Consider the following 25,255-nt stretch of genomic DNA (forward strand, 5'->3'; position numbering starts at 1 on the left):
CGGCACGGTCGGTTGCGGTACGGGGCACGGGACGGAACATCCGGTTCCGTCCCGTGCCCCGTACCGTCCGAACGGCCGCCGGCCTACACCCGCACCCGGGTGGTCCCCTCCTCCGCGGTCCCCACCGCGGGGCCGGACGCCGGGAGCCCGGCGGCCACCGGCTCGGGGGCCTCGTCATGGGAGAGGTCGGGCAGCCACCGCAGCCACCTGGGGAAGTACCAGTTGGCCTCGCCCAGCAGTGCCATCACGGCGGGCAGCAGCACGCCGCGGATGACGGTGGCGTCGATCAGGACGGCCGCCGCGAGGCCCACGCCCATCTGCTTCATCGACTGCATCGACAGCGTGGCGAAGATGGCGAACACCGCCACCATGATGACCGCCGCACTGGTCACCACACCGGCCGTGGTGACCACCCCGTGGGAGATGGCGTTCCGGGTGGCGTATCCCCGCGCCCGGGCCTCCCGGATCCGGGACACCACGAACACGTGGTAGTCCATCGAGAGTCCGAACAGGATCACGAACAGGAACAGCGGCAGCCAACTGACGACCGCGCCCGCGTGCTCGGCGCCGAGCAGGGAGGCGCCCCAGCCGTGCTGGAAGACGACCACCAGGATGCCGTAGGCCGCGCCCACGGACAGCAGGTTGAGGACGATCGAGGTGACCGCGACGGTCAGCGAGCGGAAGCACAGCAGCATCAGCAGGAAGGCGAACACCACCACGAAGGCGAACACCGGGGCGACGGAGCCCGTCATCTGCTCGTTGAAGTCCTTCGACGCCGCCACCTGGCCGGTGACCGGGGCCTCGACGCCCGGCACCGAACCCAGCGTCCGGGGCCGCACCTCGTCCCGGATCAGGGCGAGGCTCTTCTCGGCCCGCTCCTGGTCGGAGCCGCCGACCAGCGGCACCGACACCACGGCGACGTCCGCCGCGGCGTGCACCTCGACGTCGACCGGCCCGCGGGAGGCCCCCGAATCCACCGCCTGCTTCCGGAAGTCGGCCAGCGCGGCCTTCACCTCGGGTGCGTCGACGTCCTCCGCCCGGACGACCACCTCGGCCGGCTCGGAGCCGCCCGGGAACGCGGTGTCCAGCCGCTCGTAGGTGGCGATGATCGGGACGGAGTCGCCGAGCTCCTTGTTCAGGGACAGGTCCTCGGTGCGCATCCCGAACGCGGGGGCCGCGACGGCGACCAGCGCCCCGCCCGCGACGAGCAGGGACAGCGCAGGCTTGGCCAGCACCCCCTTCAGCACGGCCTTCCAGAACCGGGACTCGTTGCCGGCGCCCGGACGCCCCCCGCGCCGACGGCGCCTGTCGGGGTGGAGGAACGGCACCCGCCCGGTCTCCACCCGCTTCCCCAGCAGGGACAGCAGTGCGGGCAGCACCGTCACCGAACCGACCATGGCGACCGCGACGGCCATCAGCGAGGCCAGACCCATCGCCTGGAACTCGGCGAGGCCGGTGAACAACATGCCCGCCATCGCCACGCACACCGTCACGCCGGAGACGATGACCGCCCGGCCGCTGGTCGCCGCGGCGATCTGCAGGGCGGTGGCCGCGTCCCGGCCCGCCGCCCGCTCCTCCCGTTCGCGCCGCAGGTAGAACAGGCAGTAGTCGACCCCGACCGCGAGGCCCACCAGCAGCATCACCGAATTGGCGGTGTCGCTCATCGGCTGGACGTGGCTGACCACGCCCATCAGCCCCATGGTCGCCATGATGGCGGTGATCGCGAGGACCACCGGCAGCAGCGCGGCCACCAGGGCGCCGAACGCGATCAGCAGGATGCCGAGGGCCACCGGCACGGCGGAGAACTCGGCCTGCTTGAAGTCGTCGCCGAAGGCGTCGTCGATCGTCTTGCCCAGGCTGGCACCGCCGACCTGCTCGATCCGCAGCCCGTCGTGGTCGCGCTGGACCTCCGCCACGGCGTCGAGGACCGGTTGGACCCGCTCCTTCGCCGTCTCGCTCTCCCCGCGCATCGCGAACTGGACGAGCGCGCTGCGGCCGTCCTCCGAGATGGTCCGGGTGTCGTAGGGCGAGGTCACCGCGGTGACCTCGCCGGTGGCCTGGACCGCCTCGATGACCGCGGTCACCGCCGCCTCGAAGTCGGCGTCGGTGGCCTTGCCGCCTGCCTCCTTCGCCTGGACGAGGACCGACTCGCCGGCCGGCTCCTCGATGCCGGCGTCCTCGATGATCCGGGCGGCCTGCCGGGTCTCGCCCCGCAGTTGCTCGCCCGAGGCCACCTCCTCGCGGCCCATGGCCGAGCCCGCGGCCATGGACCCGATCACGAACAGCACCCAGATCGCGACGGCGGCCCAGCGGTGCCGGGCGCTCCACCCGCCGGCCCGCGCGGCGAAGCCCCGCGCCCGTGTGTCTCTCTGCCCCATGGTGGGAAGTCGCCCCCTCGTGTGCGGCGGGGCCGTGCGCCACCGCCTGACCACGAAGTTATGGCCGGGAAGGGGCTGTTCACCTCGTACCACCTGCTGAAAGAGACGGGCGCGCGGTCGGTACGGCGGATGACGGCGAACCCCGACACGCTCAGGGGGAAGACGGGGCGTCCTCTCAGGGGCGCACCGGGCCGGCCCGTACCGGCTCCCGACCCGCACGGCCCAACCGACCTTGCCCCGTATGGCCCCGGGACGACCCCGAGACCGACCCCCGGGTCCCCTATGGTGACCCGCATGACGACCTATGCGGCCCTGCTCAGGGGAGTGAACGTCGGAGGCCACCGGAAGGTTCCCATGGCCGAGTTGCGCACCGTCATCTCGGACCTCGGCTACGGGGACGTGCGGACCTACCTCCAGAGCGGCAACGCCGTCTTCTCGGTGCCCACGGCGGCGGGGGAGCCACCCGACACCGGGGCCGTCGCCGCCGTGCTCGGCCGCGGACTGGCCGAACGCTTCGGCTTCGCCGTGGACCTCCTGGTCCGCGACCACGCCTACCTGCGGTCCGTCGTCGCCGACTGCCCCTTCCCGGTGGACGGCGTGGACGGCCGCCACCTCCACGTCACCTACCTCTCGGAACGGGTCGGGGACGACCGTCTCGCCGGGCTGGACCGGGCCGCCTTCCTCCCGGAGGAGTTCCGCCTCGGGGACCGCGCGCTGTACCTGTACGCACCCGAGGGGTTGGGCCGCTCCGCCCTCGCCGCCGCACTGGCCCGGCCCGCACGCTGGAAGGGCGTCGTCACCACCAGCCGCAACTGGAACACCGTCACCCGCCTCGTGGAGATGACCCGTGACTGACGCACCCCCCGGTCCCGCCGGGTCCGCCGCACCCGACCCCGAAGGGGCCGTCGAGGCGGCGATCCAGGGCGAGTTGCGGCTCCTCGACCCCGACGTCCGCCCCTCACCGGACCTGGTGGGCGCGCTGCTGCACCCGGAGTTCACCGAGATCGGCGCCTCCGGACGGCTCTGGGACCGCGCGTCGATCATCGCGGCCCTCGCCGACCGCCCCGCCAGCAGGGTGCGCCCCATCACCACCTCCCGGATGCGCGGCGCGCGGCTCGCCCCGGACTGGGTGCACCTCGCCTTCGACACCGACAACAACGGACGCCTGGCCCACCGCAGTTCGTTGTGGCGGCGCACCGGGACCGGCTGGCAGCTCTACTTCCACCAGGGCACGCCGTTCATCGACGACGAGGAGATGTGACCCCCTTCCCCGTCCGGCCCGGTGTCACCCTCCCGATGGCGCCAGCGCACCGGGTCGACCACCCCGGCCCTCGGGTCCCCGCCCCGTTCCGGGGCCCCCGCGGGCGCCCGGTGGTCGGTGCAGCAGAGCACCAGCACCTCGTCCCCGCCGGGCTGGAACGCGTACCGGACCCGGTCCAAGCGGCTCGGCACCCCACGCTCCGCGAGGACGCCCCGCAGCCGCTCCAACGGGGCGTACCGCAGATCGGTGGTGTGCTGCACCACCGGGAACAGCCGCACCTCCCGGCGGGCCACCCGCGCCAGCTCCAGCAGCGCCGCCAGGTGGAAGTCCTCGTCCAGCCGGGCGCCGTAGGAGAACAGCAGGTGGGAGCTGAGCACCAGGTCGAACGACCGGTCGGGGAAGGGGAGCCGGGGCAGCGAACCGGCGACGTAGCGCTCCGGGCGGGCGGCGAGGTCGGCGGCGAAGGACCGCGCCGCCCCGATCCGCATCCGGGTGTAGCGCCCCGGGTCCCCGTACCAACTCCACAGGTAGCGGGCGGCGTCGCGCACCAGGTCCGCGTGCTTGTGCCGGACCTCCCGCAGCGCCCGCACCCCGAGCAGGCCCCGCTCGCCCGCGTACTCGGGATCGACGGCCACGGCGTCCACCCCGCGCCGACCGGCCTCCGCCACGAAACCGGCCGCCCCGCCCGGACAGTCCAGGACCCGTCCGGTGAGGTCCCGGTCGGTCAGCGCGAACATCGCCCGGTACTCCGCGAAGGAACGGGCACTGACCAGCATCTCAGCCCCGCCCCACGAACGGCATGGTGGTCGGCAGCACCGTCAACGACTGGACGTTGGTGTCCAAGGGCATCGAGGCCATCAACAGCAGGGCCTCGGTGAACCGCTCCACCGGGATGGTTGCCTCCACCGCCCGCGTGCCGTCCGCCTGGAGCGCCGCCGGCTGCGGGCCGCCGTCCAGCGGCGCCACGTTGCCGACGTCGATCTGCCCGCAGGCGATGCCGTGCGCCCGACCGTCCAGGGACAGCACCTTCGTCAGCCCCAGCAGGGCGTGCTTGGCCGCCGTGTAGGCGGCCGTGTTCGGCCGGGGCACCTGCGCGGACGGGGCGCCGTTGTTGATGATGCGCCCGCCCCGCGGGGACTGGGTGCCCATCAGCCGGAACGCCTCCCGGGCGCAGAGGAAGGCCCCGGTGACGATGGTGTCGACCACCCGGTGCCAGTCCTCGACCGGGGTGTCCACGATCGGTCGGCGCGGGGCCGCCGCACCCGCGTTGTTGAACAGCAGGTCCAAGCGGCCGAAACGGTCGCGCACGGCGTCGAACAGCGCGGTGACCTCCCCGGGGTTCCTGATGTCGGTCGGCACCGCGAGGGCCCGCGCCGGGTCCGCCCCCGCCAGGGCGACGGTCTCCTTCAGCGCCTCCTCCCGCCGGCCGGCCAGCACCAGGCTCCAGCCCGCGTCGAACAGGGCCAGTGCGCTCGCCCGGCCGAGACCGCTGCCGCCGCCGGTGACCAGGGCGATGCGCCCCGGCTCGACGGGCCGCGGGCTCATCGGCCCGCCCCGGCGTTCGGCTCCGCGTCGTCCAGCCACACCCGGAGCATGCGCCGGGAGCGAGGTCCCGGCTCGTCGACGTACGGCGAACGCCCGTGCAGCACCCGGCTGTTGCGGATGACCAGCAGGTCCCCCGCGTCCATCATCAGCCCGAACGCGATCTCCGGCCGGTACAGCACCTCGTCCAGGACGTCCAGGGCCTCCCACTGCCGGGCGGTGAGCGGCGGACCGCCCCGCTCGGGCGAGGAACGCACGGTACGGGTCTGGTAGTAGCAGCCGACCGTGCCGTCCGTCTGGGTGAACAGGATCGGCGAGACGACGACCTGGGGCCCCGCCCGCCCGGTGCGGTCGAAGGTCCACTCCTCGCGCAGGACGGCCAGGGCGTCGGGCCGCTCCTTCGCCAACAACTCGTGGACGTGCCGCGCACTGGCCAGCTTGGTCAACCCGCCGCCCCGGACGGCGGGTTGGATGCAGAGCAGGACGAGCAGATCGCAGGTGTCGCAGTGGAAGCCCAACTCGGTGGCGCCGTCACCGTCCCGGTCCCGGAGCACCTGGGTCAGATCGCCCTGCCCGTTCTGGGGCACGATCCGGCCGAAGTCCCGCAGCACGAACGAGAAGGCGGCCACCAACTCCTCGTACGGCACGGTCGGGTCCATCAGACCGCCGACATGGGCGATCCCCACCGAACGGGTGCTCCGCGCCACGAACCCGCGCAACCGGTCCCGCACCGCGGAGCCTCCGTCCCAACGCCCCCGCCGGGCGTCCTCCCACAGCAGCCCCCGCTCGTCCGGACCGAACGGCAGGGACCACAGCTCCCGCCGGGCCTCCAGGTCCGCGCTGCTCCAACCGACCTCTTCCACCACGTCACCGGTCATCCCGCACTCTCCCGTCGTCGACAGCACCGACATCCCGACCTCACCGCACCGGTTCCCGTTGCGCACCGCACGCGGCGCCTACGGGTGTTCGTCCGTCCGGGTGGCGGCCCGGTCCACCGCCTTCGACCACAGCGCCAGCGCCTCGTCCACCTGCTCGGCGGTCACCACCAGCGCCGGGGCCATCCGCACCACGTTGAGCCCGGTCCCGCAGGTCAGCACCAGCAGACCGAGTTCGGCCGCCGCCTGCTGGGCGCGGCGCGCCGTCTCCGGGTCCGGGGTGCCGTCCGCACGACGGAACTCCGTACCCGCCATCAGCCCCAGGCCCCGCACGTCGACGCACCGCGGCACCCCGGCGGCCACCGTCCGCAACCCGTCCAGCAGCCGCTCCCCCTGCCGGGCGGCGTTCTCCACCAGGCGCTCGTCACGGATCACGTCCAGCGTGGCCAGCGCCGCGGCGCACGCCACCGGGTTGCCGCCGTAGGTGCCGCCCTGCGAACCGGGCCGGGCCCGTTCCATCAGCCCGGTCGGCGCCGCGATCGCGGACAGCGGGAACCCGCTGGCCAACCCCTTGGCGGTGATCAGGACGTCCGGGACGACCCCCGCGTGGTGCTGGTGGGCCCAGAACCTGCCGGTCCGCCCGAAGCCGCTCTGGATCTCGTCGACGACCAGGAGGATCCCGTACCGGTCGGCGCGCTCCCGGAGCCCGGCCAGGAAACCCGCCGGCGCCGGGACGTAGCCGCCCTCGCCGAGCACCGGCTCGACGAACATCGCCGCCGTCTCCTCGGGCGCGCTGACCGTGGCCAGCACCCGGTCCAGACCGCGCAGGGCGTGCTCCACCGCCTCCGCCCCGCTCGTCCCCAGGTCGAACGCGTACGGGAACGGGGCCACCCCAACCCCCGGCATCAACGGGCCGATCCCGGACCGGAAGCGGCTGCCGGCGGTGGTGAGGGCCGCCGCGCCCATGGTGCGGCCGTGGAAGGAGCCCTCGAACACGATCGCGTTCTGCCGGCCGGTGGCGTGCCGGGCGAGCCGCAGGGCGGCCTCCACCGCCTCGGTGCCGGCGGTGGCGTAGAACAACGAGTCCAGCCCGGGCGGGAGCACCTCGCCGAGCCGTTCGGTGAGCTCCAGCAGGGGGTCGTGCAGCACGGTGGTGTACTGGCCGTGGATCAGCCGGCCGGCCTGTTCCCGGACCGCGGCCACCACCCGCGGATGGCAGTGACCGGTGCTGGTCACGCCCACCCCGGAGGTGAAGTCCAGGTAGCGGCGGCCTTCGGCGTCGAAGAGGTGGAGCCCCTCGCCGCGGGTGGCGACGACGGGGGTGGCCTGCTTGAGCACGGGGGACAGTTGCGACACGGAGCCTGCCTTCTGTACGACGGACGGACGGCGTTGTGCGGTCGTGCTGCGGACGGGTGGTGGGCCGGGGCCGGGTCAGTGCGGTCGGCCGGGGACGTCGACCGGCGGGAGGAAGCCGGTGCCGGCGGCCCAGTCGAGCGCCGCGCCGAACCACTGCGCCGTCGGCGCGGCGAACCGCACGCCCAGCCGGTCGAGGACGGCCGTGGTGTAGGAGCGGTCGACGGCGATGCGGCGCTCCCCCTGGAGGGACCACGCCGCGGCGACCCCCGCCGCCTCCGGGTGGCTGCGTCCGACCCGGTCGAGGGCGGCGGCGAACGCGTCGTCGTCGGTGAGCCGGACCCGGTGACCGTGCGCCGCGAGCCATCCGACCACCTCGTCGTGCGGCGTGTCGTAGGGGGTTTCGACGTGGTACGCGCCGGGCGCCGCGCACGGGTCCAGGGCGATCGCCGCGATGCCCGCCGCCACCGTGTCCACGTGGGAGAACGCGAACGCGGTGGACGGCCGCCGCGGTGCGGCACCGGCCAACAGGTAGCCGCGCAGCAGCTGGTAGATCCGGTTGTCGCCCGGGTTCGCCTGGAAGGCGCCGCTGCGGCTGTGCGCGGCGATGTGCCCGCTGCGGTGCACCCAGTACGGGCGGCCGGTCGCGGCCCAGGCCCGCACCGTCTCCTCCGCCGCGAACTTGGTGCGCTCGTAGGGGGTCCCGAAGTCCTGGCCCAGGTGGAGGTCCGCCTCGCCGAACCGGCGGGCGGGCCCGTCGCCCGGCAGGGTGCCGGCCACGGCCAGGGTGGAGACGTGGTGGAAGCGGGCCTCCGGGGCGTGGGCGTCCACCCAGGTCAACAGGCGCCGCACCGCGTGGTGGTTGGTCCGGGCCAGCGCGGTGGGCGGGGCCACCAGCCGGACGTCCGCGGCGGCATGGACCACGATCCGTGCGGTGCGGGCCCGGATCAGCCCCGCCGGGGACAGCCCGAGCCCCTCCCGGTCGACGTCACCGGCCACCGCCTCGACCCGCGGGTGGGCCGCGGCCAGCCGACGGGCCGCCGCCGCCTCGTGCTCGGCGCGGACCAGACAGACGACGTGGGCACCGCGTTCGAGGAGCGCGGTGCACAGGTGCCCGCCGAGGTAGCCGGTGGCACCGGTGAGCAGCACCCGGGCGGGTTCGTCGACCACCAGCCGCCCGGGCGCGGCGGACCGGGGCCGCTGCCGGCCGGTGTGGAGCAACTGCCCGGAGGTCGACAGGGGGACCGGGACCGGGGCGGCGGCCCGGGCGCCCGCCGCCTCGGCGACGGCCCGGGCGAAGCGTCCGACGACCCGCCGCGCCGTCTCCCGGGGCACCATCGGCACCCCGTGCACCAGGTCGGTCACCAGCCGGTCCTCGACGATGCGCGCGGTGAGCCGGAGCGCGTACAGCGGGTCGCCGCCGGGGCACCGGGCGAGCCCGGCCGGTTCGTCGGCCACCGTCCAGTCCAGGGCGGGTTCGTGCGGCAGGCGGAAGGTGCCCAGGAAGTTGAACCCGGTCCGCGGGCGGGCGCCCGCCCGGTCCATCGGCCGGACGGGGGCCCGGCGCAACCGTTCGCCGACCTCCCGCACCCGGACGTCCCCGGGCGGTCCGCCCGGCCCCGCGGCGGACGCGTCGAGCACCACCTCCTTGACGGCGGTGAACCAGCCGACGGTGTCCACCTGGGCGTCGGCTCCGCCCGCCGCGTCCCGGCCGTGGGTCTCGACCTCCACCGCGAGCCGGGGGCGGTCGTCCTCGGCGAGCAGCGCGTCGGCGAAGGCGGCCAGCAGCAGGGCCTCCAGCCCGGGGCCCGCGCCGCACCGGGCGACCAGCCGGGCGGTGCCCGGCTGGTCGAGCGTCCAGACCAGGGTGCCCGGCTGGCTCGCGGCCGCGGGCTCCGGCTCCGCCGCCTCCGGTGCCGGCGGCGCGCTCGCCGCCCACCGGTAGAAGTCCGGGGTGGGCGGCAGGTCCACCGGGCGCCCCCCGGCGGCGGCCCGGTAGCCGTGGGCGAGGTCGTCCAGCAGCACCCGCCACGACAGCCCGTCGACGACCAGGTGGTGGGCGACCAGGGCCAGCCGGTCGTCGGTGCCCCCGGCGCCGCGGAACAGGTGGACGCGCAGCAGCCGGCCCGCCTCCGGGTCCATGCTGCGGTGGAGTGCGGTGCAGAGCCCGGTGACCGTGTCGGCCACCGCCCCCGGGTCGGCGGGCAACCGGGAGAAGGACAGCGCGTCCGTCTCGGCCACCGGCCGCGGCGGGCCGTAGCCGTCCGCGGTGAGCGGCCGGCGCAGGGCCGGATGGCGCGTCAGCACGGCCGCCACGGCCGCCCCGAGCGCCCCCGGGTCGACGTCCTTCCGGCAGCGCAGCACCACCGACTGGTTCCAGTGCCGCAGGTCGTCCAGGCGCTGCCCGAACAACCACCGCTGCGCGGGGGCCAGGTGCGGGCCCCGGTCGTCGGCCCGGGGCGCGGGGACGGTCGGGCGGGCGGTGGAGGCGGCGGCGGCCAGCCGGGCGGCGGTCGGGTGCCGGTAGAAGTCCTCGTAGCCGACGTGGTGGCCCGACCTGCGCAGGAAGGCGATGGTCCGCATGGCGAGGAGGGAGTCCCCGCCGAGGGCCAGCACCTCGGTGTGCACCCCGACCCGGGTCAGTCCCAGCGCACTGGCCCAGAACGCGGCGAGCGTCCCGGCCAGGGCCGTCCGACGCGGATGGTCGGCGGGGGCGAGGGGCCCCGCCGAGCCGTCCTGCGCCCGGGCCTCGATGGCCTCGGCGACCAGGGCGTCCAGCCGCCGCCGGTCCAGCTTGCCGTTGGCGCCGACCGGTAACTCCGGGAACGGCAGGATGGGTTGGGGGACGGCGTGCGCGGGGAGCCGGTCGCGCAGATGTGCCCCGAGCCGTCGGACGGTCTCCCCGGTCCGGTCCACCACCCTTACCGCGGCGACCAGTTGCTTGCCCAGGGGGGTGTCCCGGACCAGTACGGCACCGCCGCTGACCCCGGGGAAGGCGTCGACGGCCCGTTCCACCTCGGCGAGGTCCACCCGGAAGCCGCGCACCTTCACCTGACGGTCGACGCGGCCGACGAAGACGAGGGCGCCGTCCGCCCGGCGGCGGCACAGGTCACCGGTGCGGTAGGCCGGGCCGCCCGCCCCGGCCGCGGGGCGGGGGAAGCTGCGGGCGGTCTCGGCGGGCCGGTCGAAGTAGCCCGCGCTGACGCCCCGGCCCCCGATGAAGAGTTCCCCGACCGTGCCGTCCGCGACCGGCCGCCCCTGCTCGTCCAGGACGCGGAGCACCACCTCGCCGATGCCGGTGCCGATCGGCACGGTGGGCTCGTCGGGGGGCAACCGGCCGGCCCGGTCGGCGACGAAGCAGGCGGCGCCGACCGTCGTCTCGGTCGGACCGTAGTGGTTGACGACCCGGGCGGCGACCCCCGACTCCAGCACCGCGGCGGCCAGCGGCCTGGGCAGCGGCTCTCCGCCCAGGAGCACCGTGTGCAGCGGTCGCGAGGCGGCCGGCCGGCCGTCCAGCAGTGCCGTCAGATGGGACGGCGTCGTCTTCAGCGCGGTGACGCCCGCGGTGCGCAGAGCGGCCCAGAACGCCTGCGGATCGCGGGCCTCCCGGTCCGACACCACGTGCACCGAGCCGCCGACCGCCAACGCCCACAGCCACGCGGTGTGCCCGAGGTCGGCGGCCAGGGTGGTGACGTGCGCGATCCGCGGCACGTCCGCGGTGGCGTCCGTGCGCCCCAGCCGGCCGGCCAAGGCCCGTGCGTAGTGCACCGCGTTGGCGTGCGTGACGGCCACCGCCTTGGGTTCGCCGCTCGAACCCGAGGTGAAGGAGAGGTAGGCCAGGTCGGTGTCGACCGGGCGGACGGCGCCGGGCCGGCGGACCTCGACGGCGGCCCCGGCGTCCCCGTCGAGGTCCACCCACTCGGTGGGCCCCGGGCCGCTGAGTGCGGACTCGGTGCTGAGCACCCGGCACACCCGGACGGCGTCCAGCCGGCGGGCCAGGTCGGCCGCCGACCACTCCGGGTCGACCAGCACCGCCGCGGCCCCCGAGCGCAGCACCCCGTGCAGCAGGGCCACCATGCGGGCGTCCCGGGGACCGAGCAGGGCCACCCGGTCGCCCGGGCCGACGTCCAGTGCGTCCAGCCGGCCCGCCACCCGGTCCGCGACGGCGTCCAGGGTGCGGTAGTCGAGGGTGCGGACCGGGTCGCTCAGGGCGGTGCGGTGCGGGTGGGCCCGGGCGGTGCGGGCCAGCAGGTCGGAGAGCGAGTCGGTGGATCTGGCCAGCGGGGCGTGCTGCGTCGCCGAGGTCACGCCTGGTCGTCCCCCGTTCGACTGCCGGCCGGTCGGGCCCGGTGCGGCGCGTCCCCGGTGCCCACCGGCAGTTGGGGGTCGCCCGCGAGGAAGCAGTCCAGCTCGGGCCGGTCGGGCAGCCGCCCGGTCAACTCCCAGGCCAGCATGCGGTGGAGGCCGTCGATGTGGATGAGTCCCTCCCGTACCTTCAGGTCCGAGTAGTCCGAGTGCGCGATGGCCCGGGTGCTGAGGTAGATCGGGGTCAACGGCGCCCGCTCCATCAGCACCAGCTTGTGGGCGCATACCGGGTTGTCGGCGGTCCAGCCGGACCCGCCGTCCCGGATGCGTTCCGCCGCCTGAGCGACCGTCAGCCCGCTGCGCGGCACCAACTCGCGGGCACCGCCCTCGCTGAGGTGCCAGGGCAGCACGACGCGCAGCACGTCCGCCCGGGACAGCCGGACGTGCCACCAGTGGTGCAGGTCCTGGTCGGCGAGGGCGAGGGCCTGCACGCCGTCCGCGTTGGTGTTGGCCTCGTGGGCCCGTTCCAGTGGATGGTCCCGCGCATAGGCGCGCCGGACGTCGTTGAAGTCCACGGGGGTGACGATTTCCACGGCGATGCTCCTTCAGACCGCTCGGGTGTACTCGGTGAAGTGTCGCTCCGCGAACAGCTCCGGCCATTGATCTCCGGCCAGGTCCAGTTCACGGGCCCGGGCGAGCATCTGGCGCCAGAAGGGCTTGACGGGCCGCCATCGGGCGCCCACCTGGCAGTAGGAGGCGTCGACGAAGTAGCGGGGGCTGTCGCCGCCGAGCGGCGCGGGCCGGCGGGTGTGGAACAGCGCCGAGTTGAGCAGCACGGTCGTGCCCGGCGGCAGCCGGTCCAGCACCACCTCCCCGGGGAGCACCTCGGTGCCGTGGTGGGCGAGCGCGGTCTTGTCGACGGACCGCCGGTGCGAGCCCGGGAGCACCGCGAGGCTCCCCACCTTCTCGTCCAAGCCGCCCAGGTAGTGCAGGGCGTGCACCATCAACAGCCCCGGGTCCGCACGGTCGTTGGGTTCGTAGTCGTGGTGCCAGGACTTGCCGGGGAGGTCCGGCGCCTGACGGTCGCTGTGCAGGTGGTGGAAGACGAACGAGGGGCCGAGGAGTTGGGCGAGGGCCCGCAGGAGCGGGGGGTGGGTGAGGAGGGCGCCGTGCGCCCCCAGCTCCAGCTCCATCATGGGTGGTGGGGCGGCGCTGCCTGGATCGGTGCAGGCGGCGATGGAACGGGCGCGCAGTCCCTCGTCCACCCAGCGGTCGACCTCCGGCACGAGGCCGGCGCGCAGCTGAGGCGGGAGGAGTCCGGGCAGGACCAGGTACCCGGATTCCGTGAACTGATGGCGTTGTGCGGCGTCGAGGGCCCCAGGCCCCCCGGAGGACGACGGCACCGAGCCGACCCACCCCTTTCGGACGACGGCACGCACGGAGGGCCGCGGCACGGCGGGCCAGGGGAGACGCGCGGGCGCGGAGTCGTCCTGACGTCGGCGGTGTCGCACCATCCGTGATCGCCGTGACGGAAGCGCGATCACCACGAAGAGGGAGTTGACGATCACGCAAGGTAGTCTGCGCTGGTGAGTATTGCGTGCCGTTTGCACGCGGAACAAGACCCGCCGCGCTCCGAGGGCGTCTTCGCGCCACCCCTGGTGCACCGCCGAACGCCGCCGGGTCGCCGTCACCCGTCCCGTGCACCACTCCCGCCCCCCGGGGCGCGGCTGGAGGGCGATGGACCCACCGTGCGGGCCCCGCGGCGGACGGCCGATTCCGGCCCGGTCCGCCTGCGGTGACGCACCGTCCGTACCGCTGGACACCGGGCGCCGGACCGGACCTCGGCGGGCACCTCCGGCCGTGGGCCCGCGGACCGCTCCCGCCACCACGTGCCTCCGCACGACACCGTCCGGCCGGTCTGACGACCGGCTCCGGCAGACGGGCGGAGACGGCCGGTGACGGCGCCCGCCCCGCCCGAAGCACGGTCGGGCGGGGCGGGCGGGCTCAGGGGCCGCTGCCGTGGTTCGCGGTGCACGAACCGGGCGTCGCCACGTGCTGGGGGCACACGCGGTGCGCGACGAACCCGGCGCCGCCGCCCTGGCAGTCGTATCCGATCACCACGGGGGCGGTGGTCCAACGCCCGCACAGGCAGCAGTGGGCACCGGATTCGGCGGGCGGTCCGCTGATGAGCGCGTCACGCGTCATGCCGGCCCCCGCTCGCACCGCTGCGGACCGGGCGGGGACCGGGAGTGGGGAGGGGAACGGGCGCGCGGGGCGTCGAGGTGGCGTCCCGGAGGGACGCGCAGGTCAACGGCAGGTGGGCGGACACTCGTACGGGTGTCCGGGCGATACGATCACGCATACGTCGGTCAGCTCCCTTAAAGCTGGTTCGGCGAGCCCCGACGGACCGTTGGCGCGGTCTGTTGGGGCGGTTCCGCATTCGACGGTGGCCGGCTCCGCCCGGTACGTCCAGATGCATACCCGGGCGCGTGCGGGCACGGGCCCGGGCGCGTGTGCTCTGGCGCACGGCACCGGACGCGTCCATCGGGCCCGGGCCCACCGACCGGCCGCCCCCGCGGTGGCCGAGGGGTCAGTGGGACGCGCCCCGGGCACGGCGTCCCACGGCACGCACCCGTGCGCCGTACCGGAACCGTCGCTCCCCCCGCCGGGCCGCCGAACGACGGGCGAGGGACCGGACCAGGGGACGAATCCCGCAGAGGTCACGGAGGGGGCGCGGGCAGGAGCCGCACCCCGAAGAGGGGGAGCCCGGCGATCACTTCCCTGGCCGCGGTGACGGTGCGACGGGGCCGGCGACCGGCGGCCAGCCGGCGGACGGTTTCGAGCTGCCAGCCCTCGGGGAGCGAGTCGAACAGTTCGGCGGTGTCGATCCCGTCGCCGGACGCCTGGCGGCCTTCCGTACGGGGCGCGTCTTCGTGCAGGGCGCTCCGCTGGACGGCGCTGAGGACGTCCCACAGGGAGGGCGGCTCGTCCGCGGAGTCCCGAGCCGTCCCCGGGGTGGACTCCAGGGCCCGGAACACCTCGGGCCGCCAGGCCGCGGGAAGGGACCGGTACCACAGCAGCGCCGGCACGACCTCGGTGTGCTCGTGCACCCGGTGCCGTGCCTCGGGCCAGCGCTCGGGGTGCCCGGGCGTGCAGCGGGAAGCGAAGTAGGCGCACTCGCGGGCGAGTTCGGCGAACAGCGGTCGCCAGTCACCGATGTCCGGATCGACACCGAGGTTGATCCGGTGACCGGTGTGCAGGCACCAGTAGAGGGCGGCGCGGTCGGCGGGCTCCAGTTCGTGCCACACCTCCCGCGCCTTCAACTCCTCCCAGACCAGGGGCGTCGCCCTCCCGGCCAGGACCTGCACGTCCTCCCACCGGGAGGTGTCGGCGGACCAACGGGCCAAGCCGTTGAGGGCGTCGCGGAGTTCTTCGAGCCGATCGGAGGTCATGCGTCCTGCCAGGGGTCGAGGGTGGTGAAGGACGGGGGGAAGCCGGGCTCCGGTGCACGGACGGGCCAGGCGGTGAGCGCGTACCAGCCGGTGTGGTCCACGCTCACCAGGAGGAAGGGGTCACCGGCGAGGAGCCGGTGTCGCGCGGCACGCCGGGGCCGATCGTCCTCGGCCCAGGCCCGCAGGTCGGTGGGCACGTCCCCGATGCGCTGCCCGCTGCGGTCGGGCCGCAGCACGGCCGCGGACACCGAGGGGAGGACGAACGGGTCGGGGTCCAACCCGTTGGCGATCCGTACCGCCTGCCGGCGGAGCCAACGCAACACCCGCCCCGGATACGGGCTGGCGAACGAGCCCAGGACGACCTGTTCGCGCCGGCTCGTACCGGCGATCCGACTCTCCGAAAGGGCCAAGGCCCGGTAGAACCGGGGGGAATCGGGCACGGAGGGCACGTGCGGGGGCGCAGGGGCGGTCGCCCCGACCGGGGCGTGAGGGCGCACGCGACGCGCGCGGGACCACCTCATGTGGTCACCCCCGGCAGGGTGCGCGGGTCGACGCCCTCGGGCGGGTCCCACTGCACCGTGTCGAACAGCACCCGGTCGTAGCGCCGGTGACTCCGTGCGTTCACCTCGACCAGGGCGGAACGCGGCCGGTCCGCGGTCCTTGCGGGGCGGACCTCCGCCCTCCTGGCCGTCCACTCGACCCCACCGCCCCGGGGGCGGAGGCTGAGCAGGTCCGCCCCTGTACTCGTGTCCATGGCCACGCCTCTGACGTGCCTCCGGATGTCGTAGGCCAGATCACCCACACGGATGCGGTCGCTGCCCTGGTCCTCCTCCCGCCTGCGGGTCAACTCCGTTGTGGGGACTGTCGATCGTGTCGTGCGGGTATCCACTGGGTGCTTGGTGGGGGCTACCATCTCGCCGTGCATCGCCTGCTCGTTCCGGTTGGTTCGTGGTTCCGCCATGAGAACGGGCGAGGCGTACGCTCCGACAGCCCCAAAAGTCGGACAGGGCTCCTTGTCCGAGGTTCCTCGGAGGTTTGTTTGATTGTCGAAGCGGAGTCCGAGAAGTTGGACCCGACGGTGTCTCCTCTTGCTCACTTCGGTAATGAGGTCCGGATCGAGCGTGAAGCGCTGAACATGTCGCGTCGAGAACTCGGAAAGGAAGCGCACTGCGGCCATTCACTGGTAGCCAAGATTGAATCCGGCGACCGTGTCCCGCAGTTGGAGTTCGCCGAGACCTGTGATCGAGTTTTCCCTCACGCGCGGGGGCGGTTCGTTCGGATGTGGCCGTTGGCGTTGAGGTATGCATTTCCACCCTGGTTCCGGCGGTACGTCGAACTGGAGTGGAAAGCCAGTGTCGTGCGCATGTACCAGCCTCAACTGCTGCCTGGACTGGTTCAGACCGGGGGATACGCCCGCGCGGTACTACGCGGGGGCAGACCCAACAACCTGGAGGATCTGGTTACGGCTCGACTGGAGCGCCAACGCATCTTGAGGCGGGAGAACCCTGCTCGGTTGTGGCTCGTTGTCAACGAGAACGTGCTGCGCACCACGGTCGGCAACCGGGAAGTCATGCGGGAGCAACTTACCCACCTGCAGAGTATCGCGGAGACCCCCCTTCATCGAGTGCAGATCATTGAGAACAAGGAGCGGGAGCACGGCTACCCCAGTCCGTTCAGCCCCTTCGGTATCTTGTCGTTCGCAGAAGGGGCCGACGTGGTCCATGCGGACGGGTTCCCCCGCGGCTACCTGCTTGCCGAGCCGGACGATGTGAGCGAGGCGCGGGATACCTTTGATCTGCTAACGGCCATGGCTCTGCCTCCCGATGAGTCGACAGCACTGATCGACTCTGTTCTGAAGGACGAATACTCATGATTCACATGCCCATAACCGATCGGGACTGGGTCAAGTCCAGCTACAGCGGCGCAAACGGTGGCGAGTGCGTCGAGTGGGCGCCGCGGTATGCGGGTGCAAGCGGTGTGGTGCCGGTGCGTGACAGCAAGTGTGTTGGAGGTCCGGTGTTGATGGTGACGTCGCAGGCGTGGGTGGGGCTGGTGACGTTGGTTCGGGCGGGATAGAGCCGAACGGGCCGGAACCGTGTGTCCGAACAAGGGTGCCAACGCCCCTGGTAGCTGCATCTCTAGTCATGCGAAAGGGAACCCCATGAGCTCCGAATCTCCTTCTCTCCGCTGGGTCAAGTCCAGCTACAGCGGCAACGGTGGATCCTGTGTCGAGTGGGCGCCGGACGCGGCCGTGACGGGTACGGTCCCGGTCCGTGACTCCAAGGACCTGGCCGGCCCGGTGCTGACCCTTCCGACCACGGCGTTCTCGTCCTTCGTGGCGGGTGTCAAGGGCGGCGAGTTCGGCGCGGTCTGACCGCCGACGCCGACCCGGCGAGCACGACGGCCCCGTCACCCCGAGCCGGTGGTGACGGGGCCGCTCCCCGTCCGGGCCACCAGGATGCGGTGCCGTCCGGGTGCGCTGAACCCCCGGGCACCCGCCCCGTTCCTCCGAGAGGTTCGTCATGGGCGCGGTGGGTGTGGGGGCTCGGCGCGCGCCCGACGAGGCCCGGCAGGGGCACGGGAAGGTGAGAGTACGGTAGGGAGTTCCGTGGCCGCGCTCACCGGACGGGCCGGCCTGCGAGCACGACGGGGGATCGATGTCGTTCGACGAGGAGTGGGCCGAGCTCCGTGCTGCGGCGGCGCAGCGCACCGCCATGCGTCTCAACAGCGCCGCGGCCCAGGGCGGCGGGGGAGGAGGAACGTCCGACCTGGTGGTCAACCGGGACGACCTCGGCCGCATCGGCAACGACGCCTACGACCTGCGCACCCGGCTCACCAAGGACGGCGACCACGCCCGCACCACCACCTTCGACGCGGCGATCGCCCTGACCAACGGCGAGTTCGCGAGTGGTTCTGCGCTGCTCAAGGTGCACGACCGCTGGAACACCCATGTCAAGACGCTGCTCGACGCGTGCTCGCAGATCTCGAACCACCTGGACTACACGAAGGCCCTCCACTCCAAGGACGACGTGAAGATCGGCGGCGAGATGGCCTCGATCTCCAAGCTCACCGAGTACCTGAAGTAGTGGACGACGCGCACGGACCGCAGTACCGAACGACCGGGGGAATCTCGACGTGCTGAAGTACGAGGACATCATCAACGCGCCCGTGGGGAAGTTGAAGGCCGCCGCCGACGACTGGGCCGAGATGGAACGCAAGCTGGACCGGCTTGCGCAGGCCGCCGCGGACGGCATGCGGGCCCGGGCGAACCAGGCCAGGTGGGAGGGCGTCAACGCGGGCGTCACCAAGGAGTTCATCACCAAGACGGCCAAGGAGTTCGCGGACGCCGCCGCCGAGGCCAAGGGCGTGAAGCTGATCCTGGAGGAAGCCCACGCGGCCATCAAGAAGGCCAAGGACGACCTGGTGAGCATCCGCGACGACGAGGGTCCGGCCGCCCGCATCCACGTGGACGCCAAGGGCAAGGTCACCGCCCGCAACCCGGTGGAGGACATCCCCCCGGCCCAGCGCATGCGCGATCCCGACTACCCGCTCATCCTCGAACAGCAGCGGAAGGCCGTCGACTCCTGGCAGAAGAGGATCGACACCATCGTCGACAACTGCAACGACGTGGACGTCTCCTTCAAGAAGGCCCTTGAGGCCAACGTCACCGACCGCAAGGACTTCAGCGCCCCGAAGTACACGAACCTGGACCAGGAGGAGGCCGCGCGGGCTGCTGGCCTGGCGGCCAAGGGCCGCGACCTGACCCACACCGAACTCCAGTCCCTCAACGAGTTGTTGAGGGAGAACGGCAAGTCCGTGGAGTTCTCGAAGAACTTCTACGAGAAGCTCGGCCCGGAGAAGTCCCTCGCCTTCTTCGGCCAGCTCTCCACCGACACCTACGACCGCGGCAAGGTCGACAAGGAACGACTCAAGGACGTCCAGGAACTCCAGCGGAACCTGGGGCTCAATCTGGCCACCGCCTCCCATGACAAGGCGTTCACCGCCGAGTGGGGCCCGGAGCTGCGCAAACTGGGCACCGAGCGGATCCAGTTGGAGAAGTACGACTACAACAAGCCCTTCGGGTACCAGCTCCTCGGCGGCATCATGCGCTACGGGAACTACGACCCCAAGTTCCTGAACCCGATCGCCGAGCACGTGGCCCAGCTCCACCAGAAGGATTCCAGGCTGTTCGCCGAGAACAAGTCGATCAACGGCCCCTTCAAGAACCCGTTCAACCCCTCCGGCGTCAACGGCGCGGGCTACGACCCCATGACGGCCATGCTGGAGGCCCTTGGCAACAGCCCGGAGGCGGCCAAGCGCTTCTTCACCGACCCGCCGACCGCCTACAAGGAGGACGGTACCGTCGACAGCAAGGGAACGGCCGACCTCGGAAAGGCCAACAACGTCCCGATCGACAACTACCTCGATTACTTCGGCACCGAGAAGTGGGACGGCTTCGCCGACATCACCACGCACGACATGGGGGACATGAAGGAGTCCCTCAACCACATGCCCGACGCCCTGGGCAAGGCCCTGGAAGCCGCGACCCTCGGCTATCCGGCCGGCCAGCCGGACGGAAGCGTGGTGCGGGACGCGGAGAACGCCGACCTCATGCGCAAGGTCATGGAGAAGTACGGCTCCGACACGGGCCTGCTCAAGAACCAAGAAGCCCTGTCCGACAGCCTCGGGAACATGGGCGCCGGATACATCGACGACATCAACTGGGCCTTGGACCTGAACGACAAGGACAGCGTCTTCGCATCGGGCAGGGATACGGAAGGCCGCCTGGACTTCTCGGACAATACTCCCTATCCGGATGGACGAGACATTGCCAGGGACTTCCTCAGCGCCCTCGGACAACACCCCGATGCCTATGCGACGCTCGCGACGGCGGAGCAGGTCTACACACGCAGCGTGATGGAAAGCCAGGTGAGCCCGGAAGGCAAGATCGACACCGGTGGCACGAGGTCGGCACTCTTCGTGGGTTCCGAAGTGCAGGGCATGCTTGACAAGTCGCGTGCTGATCAAGTCGAGGCGGAGGGCCTCAAGGCTCACGAGGAGTACGAGAAGGCGGTCCAGAAACGCGCTGGACTCATTCAGTTCGGTGCGGCCATCGGTGTGACGGCGGGCGTCGCCTTCCTTCCCGCGACCGCGGCCGTGGGTACAGCCGCCGTTCTCATTCCGCTTGCGACGGAGACTGGTGGAATAGCGGTGGAGCAGGCCGTCGGTCAGGTCGTCGGGGAAATTTCCGGCAGCTCGATCGAAGAGCACAAGAAGAAGACCGAAGAACTCATCGGAGACGAGACTGAAGGAATATACAAGATTGGTGAAAGGAGGACTGAAGCGCCGATGATTTCTTTCCTGGACCTGCATGAAGATGAAATCAAGGAAGGGTTCCCGCAAGACCTCAAGGAATCGATGCAGAGCGGGTACAGCAGGGGGCAAGGGAAGGAGGATCAGCAGGGTAAGGGTCCGGAAACCGGCTGAAGTGGGTTGTCTTGTGTCGATAGTGCGGGAGGGTGGAATGAAAATTTCTGATACAAAAACGAGTAAGCTCTGTGCGGTGGTGGTAGGGCTTGCGCTGTTCGCCTTGACGGGCTGTAGTGCCGATGGTGACAGCAAGGATCAGGAAGAAGATTCTGTGGCAGCTGGACGTCTTTGTGGCGGAGTTCTCTCCAAGGAGGCAGGGAAGGCTCTTGAGTTGATCACCGATGTTTCTCGCTTCCGGCCGTCTGCTGATGAATCCACGGTCCGTGCTGCTGCCCGGGAGTTGGTCCGTGCCGGGGAGAGCTCCGTGACTGGATACGGAGACGTCTGTCGTATTTCTTCTCCCCTGGATGATTTTCAGGTGCGTTCCACTTGGCGATTGTCAAATGTTCTAGGAAAGCCCATGAGTCCCACTTCGAGATTTACGAAGCTGCCGATGGGTGTGGGGTCGGGTGCTGATTCCAATGCCGCTTTCTTGACCTTTGCTTGCTACAAGAAGGACGATCTCACGGTGACTCCTGATTACGTGACCATTGACGCTCTGATCGCGAGGAAGGAGGTGAATGCGAGGGATGATCTTCGCGCTCTGAAGGATGCTTATGCGACCTTGGTGCACTCGCTGGCCTTGGCCATGGCGAAGGAACTGGGCTGCAAGGACAACGGGGGTCTGAAGCCCAAGCCCTCGCTGACCCCGGCGTAGGGCCGGGGATTGGGCCCGGCCGGCCGAAGGCGTCATGCCTGGTCCCGACTGGGCACCAGGCTTATGCTCGGCGGATGGCCTTGGAATGGGAACAGGTGATCGTGCACGCGGTGGACCCGGCTGCCCTGGGGCAGTGGTGGGCCGAGGCGCTCGGTTGGGTCGTCGTCCACACCTCCGACGACGAGTTCGAGATCCGCCCCGCGCCGGATCGCCTGCCCGGCCTGGACTTCGTCCGGGTCGACGAGGCCAAGCGGGCCAAGAGCCGGTTGCACCTCGACTTCCGGCCCGACGACCAGGACGCCGAGGTGGCCCGTCTGGTGGCCCACGGCGCACGACGCGTCGACATCGGCCAGGGCGAGCAGTCGTGGGTGGTCCTGGCGGACCCCGAGGGGAACGAGTTCTGCGTCCTCGGTCAGCGGCGTCCGTAGACGGCAACGGTGGGGCCCGTTCGCCCCGTTCGCACGGGGGCCACCGTCATGTCCGGGTCCGGGACCCGACGCGGGTGAGGGCCGTGCCCGTCGAGGAACGGCGCCGACCAGCGCACCCGGAGACGGACAGGAGGGGAAGCCTCAGCCGAAGCCCGGGACGGTGGTGACCACCAGGTCGATCAGCTTGATGCCGACGAAGGGCAGGACGAGTCCGCCGAGGCCGTACACGGCCAGGTTGCGGCGGAGCAGGTCGTGTGCGGAGGCGGGCCGGTAGCGGACGCCCCGCAGGGCGAGCGGGATCAGCGCCACGATGATCAGGGCGTTGAAGATGATGGCCGAGGTGATCGCGGTCATGGGGCTGTGCAGGCCCATGACGTTCAGCTTTTCGAGTCCGGGGTGGACGCCGGTGAACATGGCGGGAATGATCGCGAAGTACTTCGCGACGTCGTTGGTGACCGAGAACGTAGTTAGTGCGCCCCGGGTGATCAGGAGTTGCTTGCCGATCTCGACGATCTCGATGAGCTTGGTCGGGTCGGAGTCCAGGTCGACCATGTTGCCCGCCTCCTTCGCCGCCGAGGTGCCGGTGTTCATGGCGACGCCGACGTCGGCCTGGGCGAGGGCGGGGGCGTCGTTGGTGCCGTCGCCGGTCATCGCGACCAGCTTGCCGCCGGCCTGCTCCTCCTTGATCAGGGCGAGTTTGTCCTCCGGGGTGGCCTCGGCCAGGTAGTCGTCGACCCCCGCCTCCTGGGCGATGGCCCGCGCGGTCAGCGGGTTGTCGCCGGTGACCATCACCGTGCGGATGCCCATGCGGCGCAGCTCCGCGAAGCGTTCCCGGATGCCGTCCTTCACCACGTCCTTGAGGTAGACGATCCCGAGCAGGTGCGGGGCGCGTCCGTCGTGGGCTGCGACCAGCAGCGGGGTGCCGCCCGCGGTCGAGATCCGGTCGCTCCAGACGCGGGCCTCGTCCGGGACCGTGCCGCCGTATCGTTGCACCCAGGCGATGACCTGCGCCGCGGCGCCCTTGCGGACGTGGTAGGAGCCGTCCGCCGCGGGCAGGTCGATCCCGCTCATCCGGGTCAGGGCGCTGAACCGCACGTACCGGGCGCGGGCCAACTCCTCGTGGGACGGGGCCCGTAGCCCGTACCGTTCCCGGGCGAGCGCCACCACCGAGCGGCCCTCGGGCGTCTCGTCGGCGAGGGAGGCCAGTTGCGCGGCGGTGACCAGCCGTGCCTCCTCGACGCCCGGCAGCGGGACGAAGTCGACGGCCTTGCGGTTGCCGAAGGTGATGGTTCCCGTCTTGTCCAGGAGCAGGGTGCCGATGTCTCCCGCGGCCTCGACCGCGCGGCCCGACATGGCCAGGACGTTGCGTCGCACGAGCCGGTCCATGCCCGCGATGCCGATCGCCGAGAGCAGCGCACCGATCGTCGTCGGGATCAGGGTGACGAGCAGGGCCACCAGGACCGTGGTGGACGGGACGGCACCGGCGTGCGAGGCCATGGGCTGGATGGTGACGACCACCAGCACGAAGACGACGGTGAGCGCGGCGAGCAGGATGTGCAGCGCGGTCTCGTTGGGGGTGCGTTGCCGCGTGGCGCCCTCGACCAGGGCGATCATCCGGTCCATGAAGGAGTGGCCGGGGCGTGAGGTGACCCGTACGACGATGCGGTCCGAGAGCACCGTCGTCCCGCCCGTCACCCCGGTGCGGTCGCCGCCGGCCTCCCGGATGACCGGGGCGGACTCGCCGGTGACGGCGGACTCGTCGACCGTGGCGACCCCGTCGACGACTTCCCCGTCCGCGGGCACCGGCTCGCCGGCCTCGACGAGCACGAAGTCGAAGGGCTTGAGGTCGGCGGTGGAGACCCGCTCCATCTCGGCGTTGCGCAGGTTCGTCCCGTACTGCCAGTGGCGGATGCGCAGCGCCGTCATGTCCGTCCGGGCCCTGCGCAGCGACTCGGCCTGGGCCTTGCCCCGGCCTTCCGCCACCGCTTCGGCGAGGTTGGCGAAGATCACCGTCAGCCAGAGCCAGACGCTGATCACCCAGGTGAACACGGAGGGGTCGAACACGGCCGAGAGGGTGGTGAGGGCGGAGCCGATGCCCACGACGAACAACACCGGGTTGCGTGCCAGGGACCGCGGGTGCAGCTTGCGCACCGCTTCCGGGAGGCACCTGACGAGTTGCACCGGGTCGAGCAGTCTGCCGCGGGGGGAACGGTGGTCCGGCGGGGTCGCAGGACGCTGCGGCGTCGTGACGGCAACGTTCGTGGGGGGCGACTGGGGTGCGCGGGTGTGCATCGCGGATGACCTTCTGCTGAGCCCGGCCCGGCCCGGCCCGCTCGGCGGGGCCGGGAGGGCTTGGCGGGCCGTCCCCGTGCGCTTCCCGGTGCGGGGGAGGCGGAGGGACGGTGGGCTGGGGGACGGAGGGTGGCGTCGTGCGGGGAGCGGGCGTGCGGGAGTCGCGCGGAAGCCTGGCGGAGGTGCCGTTCCGCCCGCCCGCGGCCGGGGCGCGCGAGCCCGCGGTGGTCCCCGCGGTCCGGTGGGCGACCGAGGAAAAGCTAGGCCACCCGGGCCCCGAATAGGCGTGGGATGACCCGAATTGACGCTGTCCTGACGGGCGGGGCCGACGCACCGTCAAGGCTTCGCCAAAGTGAGCTGACAGGACGTCAGGATCGGGTCAAGACGGTCGGATTCCACAGGGCCGCCCGGGGCGGGGAGCTGACGCGCCGTCGGGAACGCCGGGCGGCGGACCGACCGACCACCCCGGCCGGCTCGCCGCCACCGGGTCCGCGGCTTCGAGCCCGCTGATAGGTTCCTGCGATGAGCCGGCAACTGCCCGACGGCGGCATCGAGCTGTCACCCGACGAGATCGAAGCCCTCCCCGCCAGGTGGTCGTCCTGCTGGACCCCGGGCGAGGTCGCGCGCCGGCTGGCCGGGATCAGCACGCCCTGGTACGTGGCCGCGGGCTGGGCGCTGGACCTGTTCCGGGGCCGGCAGACGCGCGCTCACGGGGACATCGAGATCGCGGTTCCGGCCGCGCACTTCGCCGAGGTCCGCCACCGCTTCCCCGGACACGTCTTCGACGCGGTGGGCAGCGGCCGGATCTGGGAGGACGCCACGCCGGAGGAGTTGGCCGCCGTGCACCAGACGTGGCTCCGCGATCCGGCCACCGGAAACTACCTGCTCGACGTGTTCCGCGAACCGCACGAAGGCGACACCTGGATCTGTCGACGCGACGAGGGCATCCGGTTCCCCTACGGCGACATCGTCCATCGGACCCGTGAAGGCATCCCCTACCTGGCGCCCGAACTGGTCCTGCTGTTCAAGGCCAAGCACACCCGCCCGAAGGATCAGACGGACTTCGAGACGACCGTCCCGCACCTGGCCCCGGCCCGGCGCGAGACCCTGGCCGGGATGCTCAGCCGCCTGCACCCGGGACACCCCTGGATCGCGGCCCTGTAGCCGGCGTTCGACCGGAAC

At 72.1% G+C, this 25,255-nt stretch carries 23 protein-coding genes; 10 read left to right on the forward strand and 13 right to left on the reverse strand.

What is annotated here, in order from left to right:
• Positions 1-83: 83 nt before the first annotated feature.
• Positions 84-2,378, reverse strand: a complete 2,295-nt coding sequence (locus tag ACSMX9_RS24720; protein ID WP_445397075.1) for an MMPL family transporter — start codon at positions 2,376-2,378, stop codon at positions 84-86.
• Between the two features lie 294 nt (positions 2,379-2,672).
• Here ACSMX9_RS24720 and ACSMX9_RS24725 point away from each other — a divergent pair, with 294 nt between their 5' ends.
• Both ACSMX9_RS24725 and ACSMX9_RS24730 read left to right on the forward strand, forming a co-directional pair.
• Entirely contained in the window at positions 2,673-3,233 is a 561-nt protein-coding gene (locus ACSMX9_RS24725; RefSeq protein ID WP_445397077.1) for a DUF1697 domain-containing protein, read from the forward strand.
• Positions 3,226-3,639 (forward strand): nuclear transport factor 2 family protein, encoded by a 414-nt coding sequence (locus ACSMX9_RS24730; protein ID WP_445397079.1) that lies wholly within the window; start codon positions 3,226-3,228, stop codon positions 3,637-3,639. Before ACSMX9_RS24725 ends, ACSMX9_RS24730 begins: the two co-directional genes overlap by 8 nt.
• Here the strand turns inward: ACSMX9_RS24730 and ACSMX9_RS24735 are convergent.
• The 11 genes from ACSMX9_RS24735 to ACSMX9_RS24785 form a co-directional block, all read right to left on the reverse strand.
• Complete coding sequence (locus ACSMX9_RS24735; RefSeq protein WP_445397081.1) at positions 3,594-4,415, reverse strand: methyltransferase domain-containing protein; 822 nt, start codon at positions 4,413-4,415, stop codon at positions 3,594-3,596. The genes ACSMX9_RS24730 and ACSMX9_RS24735 overlap by 46 nt on opposite strands.
• A gap of 1 nt (position 4,416) precedes the next feature.
• Positions 4,417-5,184: an SDR family oxidoreductase gene (locus ACSMX9_RS24740; RefSeq protein ID WP_445397083.1), complete on the reverse strand. Its 768-nt coding sequence runs from the start codon at positions 5,182-5,184 to the stop codon at positions 4,417-4,419.
• Complete coding sequence (locus tag ACSMX9_RS24745; RefSeq protein ID WP_445397085.1) at positions 5,181-6,059, reverse strand: TauD/TfdA family dioxygenase; 879 nt, start codon at positions 6,057-6,059, stop codon at positions 5,181-5,183. Before ACSMX9_RS24745 ends, ACSMX9_RS24740 begins: the two co-directional genes overlap by 4 nt.
• Positions 6,060-6,137: 78 nt before the next feature.
• On the reverse strand, positions 6,138-7,412 hold the full coding sequence (locus ACSMX9_RS24750; RefSeq protein ID WP_445397087.1) for an aspartate aminotransferase family protein: 1,275 nt from the start codon (positions 7,410-7,412) through the stop codon (positions 6,138-6,140).
• Between the two features lie 75 nt (positions 7,413-7,487).
• Positions 7,488-11,717, reverse strand: a complete 4,230-nt coding sequence (locus tag ACSMX9_RS24755) for an amino acid adenylation domain-containing protein (RefSeq protein WP_445397089.1) — start codon at positions 11,715-11,717, stop codon at positions 7,488-7,490.
• On the reverse strand, positions 11,714-12,307 hold the full coding sequence (locus tag ACSMX9_RS24760) for a DUF6309 family protein (RefSeq protein WP_445397091.1): 594 nt from the start codon (positions 12,305-12,307) through the stop codon (positions 11,714-11,716). Before ACSMX9_RS24760 ends, ACSMX9_RS24755 begins: the two co-directional genes overlap by 4 nt.
• 12 nt (positions 12,308-12,319) lie before the next feature.
• Complete coding sequence (locus ACSMX9_RS24765) at positions 12,320-13,282, reverse strand: phytanoyl-CoA dioxygenase family protein (protein WP_445397093.1); 963 nt, start codon at positions 13,280-13,282, stop codon at positions 12,320-12,322.
• A gap of 436 nt (positions 13,283-13,718) precedes the next feature.
• Positions 13,719-13,919 carry a hypothetical protein gene (locus ACSMX9_RS24770; RefSeq protein WP_445397095.1) on the reverse strand — a complete coding sequence of 67 codons (201 nt, stop codon included), beginning with the start codon at positions 13,917-13,919 and terminating at the stop codon, positions 13,719-13,721.
• A 515-nt stretch (positions 13,920-14,434) separates the two neighbouring features.
• The gene (locus ACSMX9_RS24775) at positions 14,435-15,166 is read right to left on the reverse strand and encodes a hypothetical protein (protein WP_445397097.1); all 732 of its coding nucleotides are present in this window, start codon (positions 15,164-15,166) and stop codon (positions 14,435-14,437) included.
• Positions 15,163-15,606, reverse strand: coding sequence for a hypothetical protein (locus tag ACSMX9_RS24780; protein WP_445397098.1), 444 nt, complete (start codon positions 15,604-15,606; stop codon positions 15,163-15,165). The genes ACSMX9_RS24775 and ACSMX9_RS24780 overlap by 4 nt, the downstream gene beginning before the upstream one ends.
• Before the next feature lie 77 nt (positions 15,607-15,683).
• Positions 15,684-15,920 carry a hypothetical protein gene (locus ACSMX9_RS24785; protein ID WP_445397099.1) on the reverse strand — a complete coding sequence of 79 codons (237 nt, stop codon included), beginning with the start codon at positions 15,918-15,920 and terminating at the stop codon, positions 15,684-15,686.
• Between the two features lie 165 nt (positions 15,921-16,085).
• Between ACSMX9_RS24785 and ACSMX9_RS24790 the strand changes: the two genes are divergently transcribed.
• The 7 genes from ACSMX9_RS24790 to ACSMX9_RS24820 all read left to right on the forward strand — a co-directional run bounded on the left by ACSMX9_RS24790 (position 16,086) and on the right by ACSMX9_RS24820 (position 21,781).
• Positions 16,086-17,039 (forward strand): helix-turn-helix domain-containing protein, encoded by a 954-nt coding sequence (locus ACSMX9_RS24790; RefSeq protein WP_445397101.1) that lies wholly within the window; start codon positions 16,086-16,088, stop codon positions 17,037-17,039.
• Between the two features lie 5 nt (positions 17,040-17,044).
• The gene (locus tag ACSMX9_RS24795; RefSeq protein WP_445403091.1) at positions 17,045-17,242 is read left to right on the forward strand and encodes a DUF397 domain-containing protein; all 198 of its coding nucleotides are present in this window, start codon (positions 17,045-17,047) and stop codon (positions 17,240-17,242) included.
• Positions 17,243-17,327: 85 nt separating this feature from the next.
• The gene (locus ACSMX9_RS24800) at positions 17,328-17,540 is read left to right on the forward strand and encodes a DUF397 domain-containing protein (RefSeq protein WP_445397103.1); all 213 of its coding nucleotides are present in this window, start codon (positions 17,328-17,330) and stop codon (positions 17,538-17,540) included.
• 283 nt (positions 17,541-17,823) lie between these two features.
• Positions 17,824-18,252: a hypothetical protein gene (locus ACSMX9_RS24805; RefSeq protein WP_445397105.1), complete on the forward strand. Its 429-nt coding sequence runs from the start codon at positions 17,824-17,826 to the stop codon at positions 18,250-18,252.
• Positions 18,253-18,301: 49 nt separating this feature from the next.
• Entirely contained in the window at positions 18,302-20,653 is a 2,352-nt protein-coding gene (locus tag ACSMX9_RS24810; RefSeq protein WP_445397107.1) for a hypothetical protein, read from the forward strand.
• A 37-nt stretch (positions 20,654-20,690) separates the two neighbouring features.
• Complete coding sequence (locus ACSMX9_RS24815) at positions 20,691-21,353, forward strand: hypothetical protein (RefSeq protein ID WP_445397109.1); 663 nt, start codon at positions 20,691-20,693, stop codon at positions 21,351-21,353.
• A gap of 74 nt (positions 21,354-21,427) precedes the next feature.
• A complete protein-coding gene (locus tag ACSMX9_RS24820; protein ID WP_445397111.1) occupies positions 21,428-21,781 on the forward strand; it encodes a VOC family protein in 354 nt (117 codons plus the stop codon).
• A gap of 141 nt (positions 21,782-21,922) precedes the next feature.
• Here the strand turns inward: ACSMX9_RS24820 and kdpB are convergent, their stop codons facing one another.
• Complete coding sequence (gene kdpB / locus ACSMX9_RS24825; protein WP_445397113.1) at positions 21,923-24,073, reverse strand: potassium-transporting ATPase subunit KdpB; 2,151 nt, start codon at positions 24,071-24,073, stop codon at positions 21,923-21,925.
• A gap of 522 nt (positions 24,074-24,595) precedes the next feature.
• Here kdpB and ACSMX9_RS24830 point away from each other — a divergent pair.
• On the forward strand, positions 24,596-25,237 hold the full coding sequence (locus tag ACSMX9_RS24830) for a nucleotidyltransferase domain-containing protein (RefSeq protein WP_445397115.1): 642 nt from the start codon (positions 24,596-24,598) through the stop codon (positions 25,235-25,237).
• The last annotated feature ends 18 nt before the right edge of the window (positions 25,238-25,255 follow it).

It is taken from the genome of Streptomyces sp. LE64 (assembly GCF_052606915.1).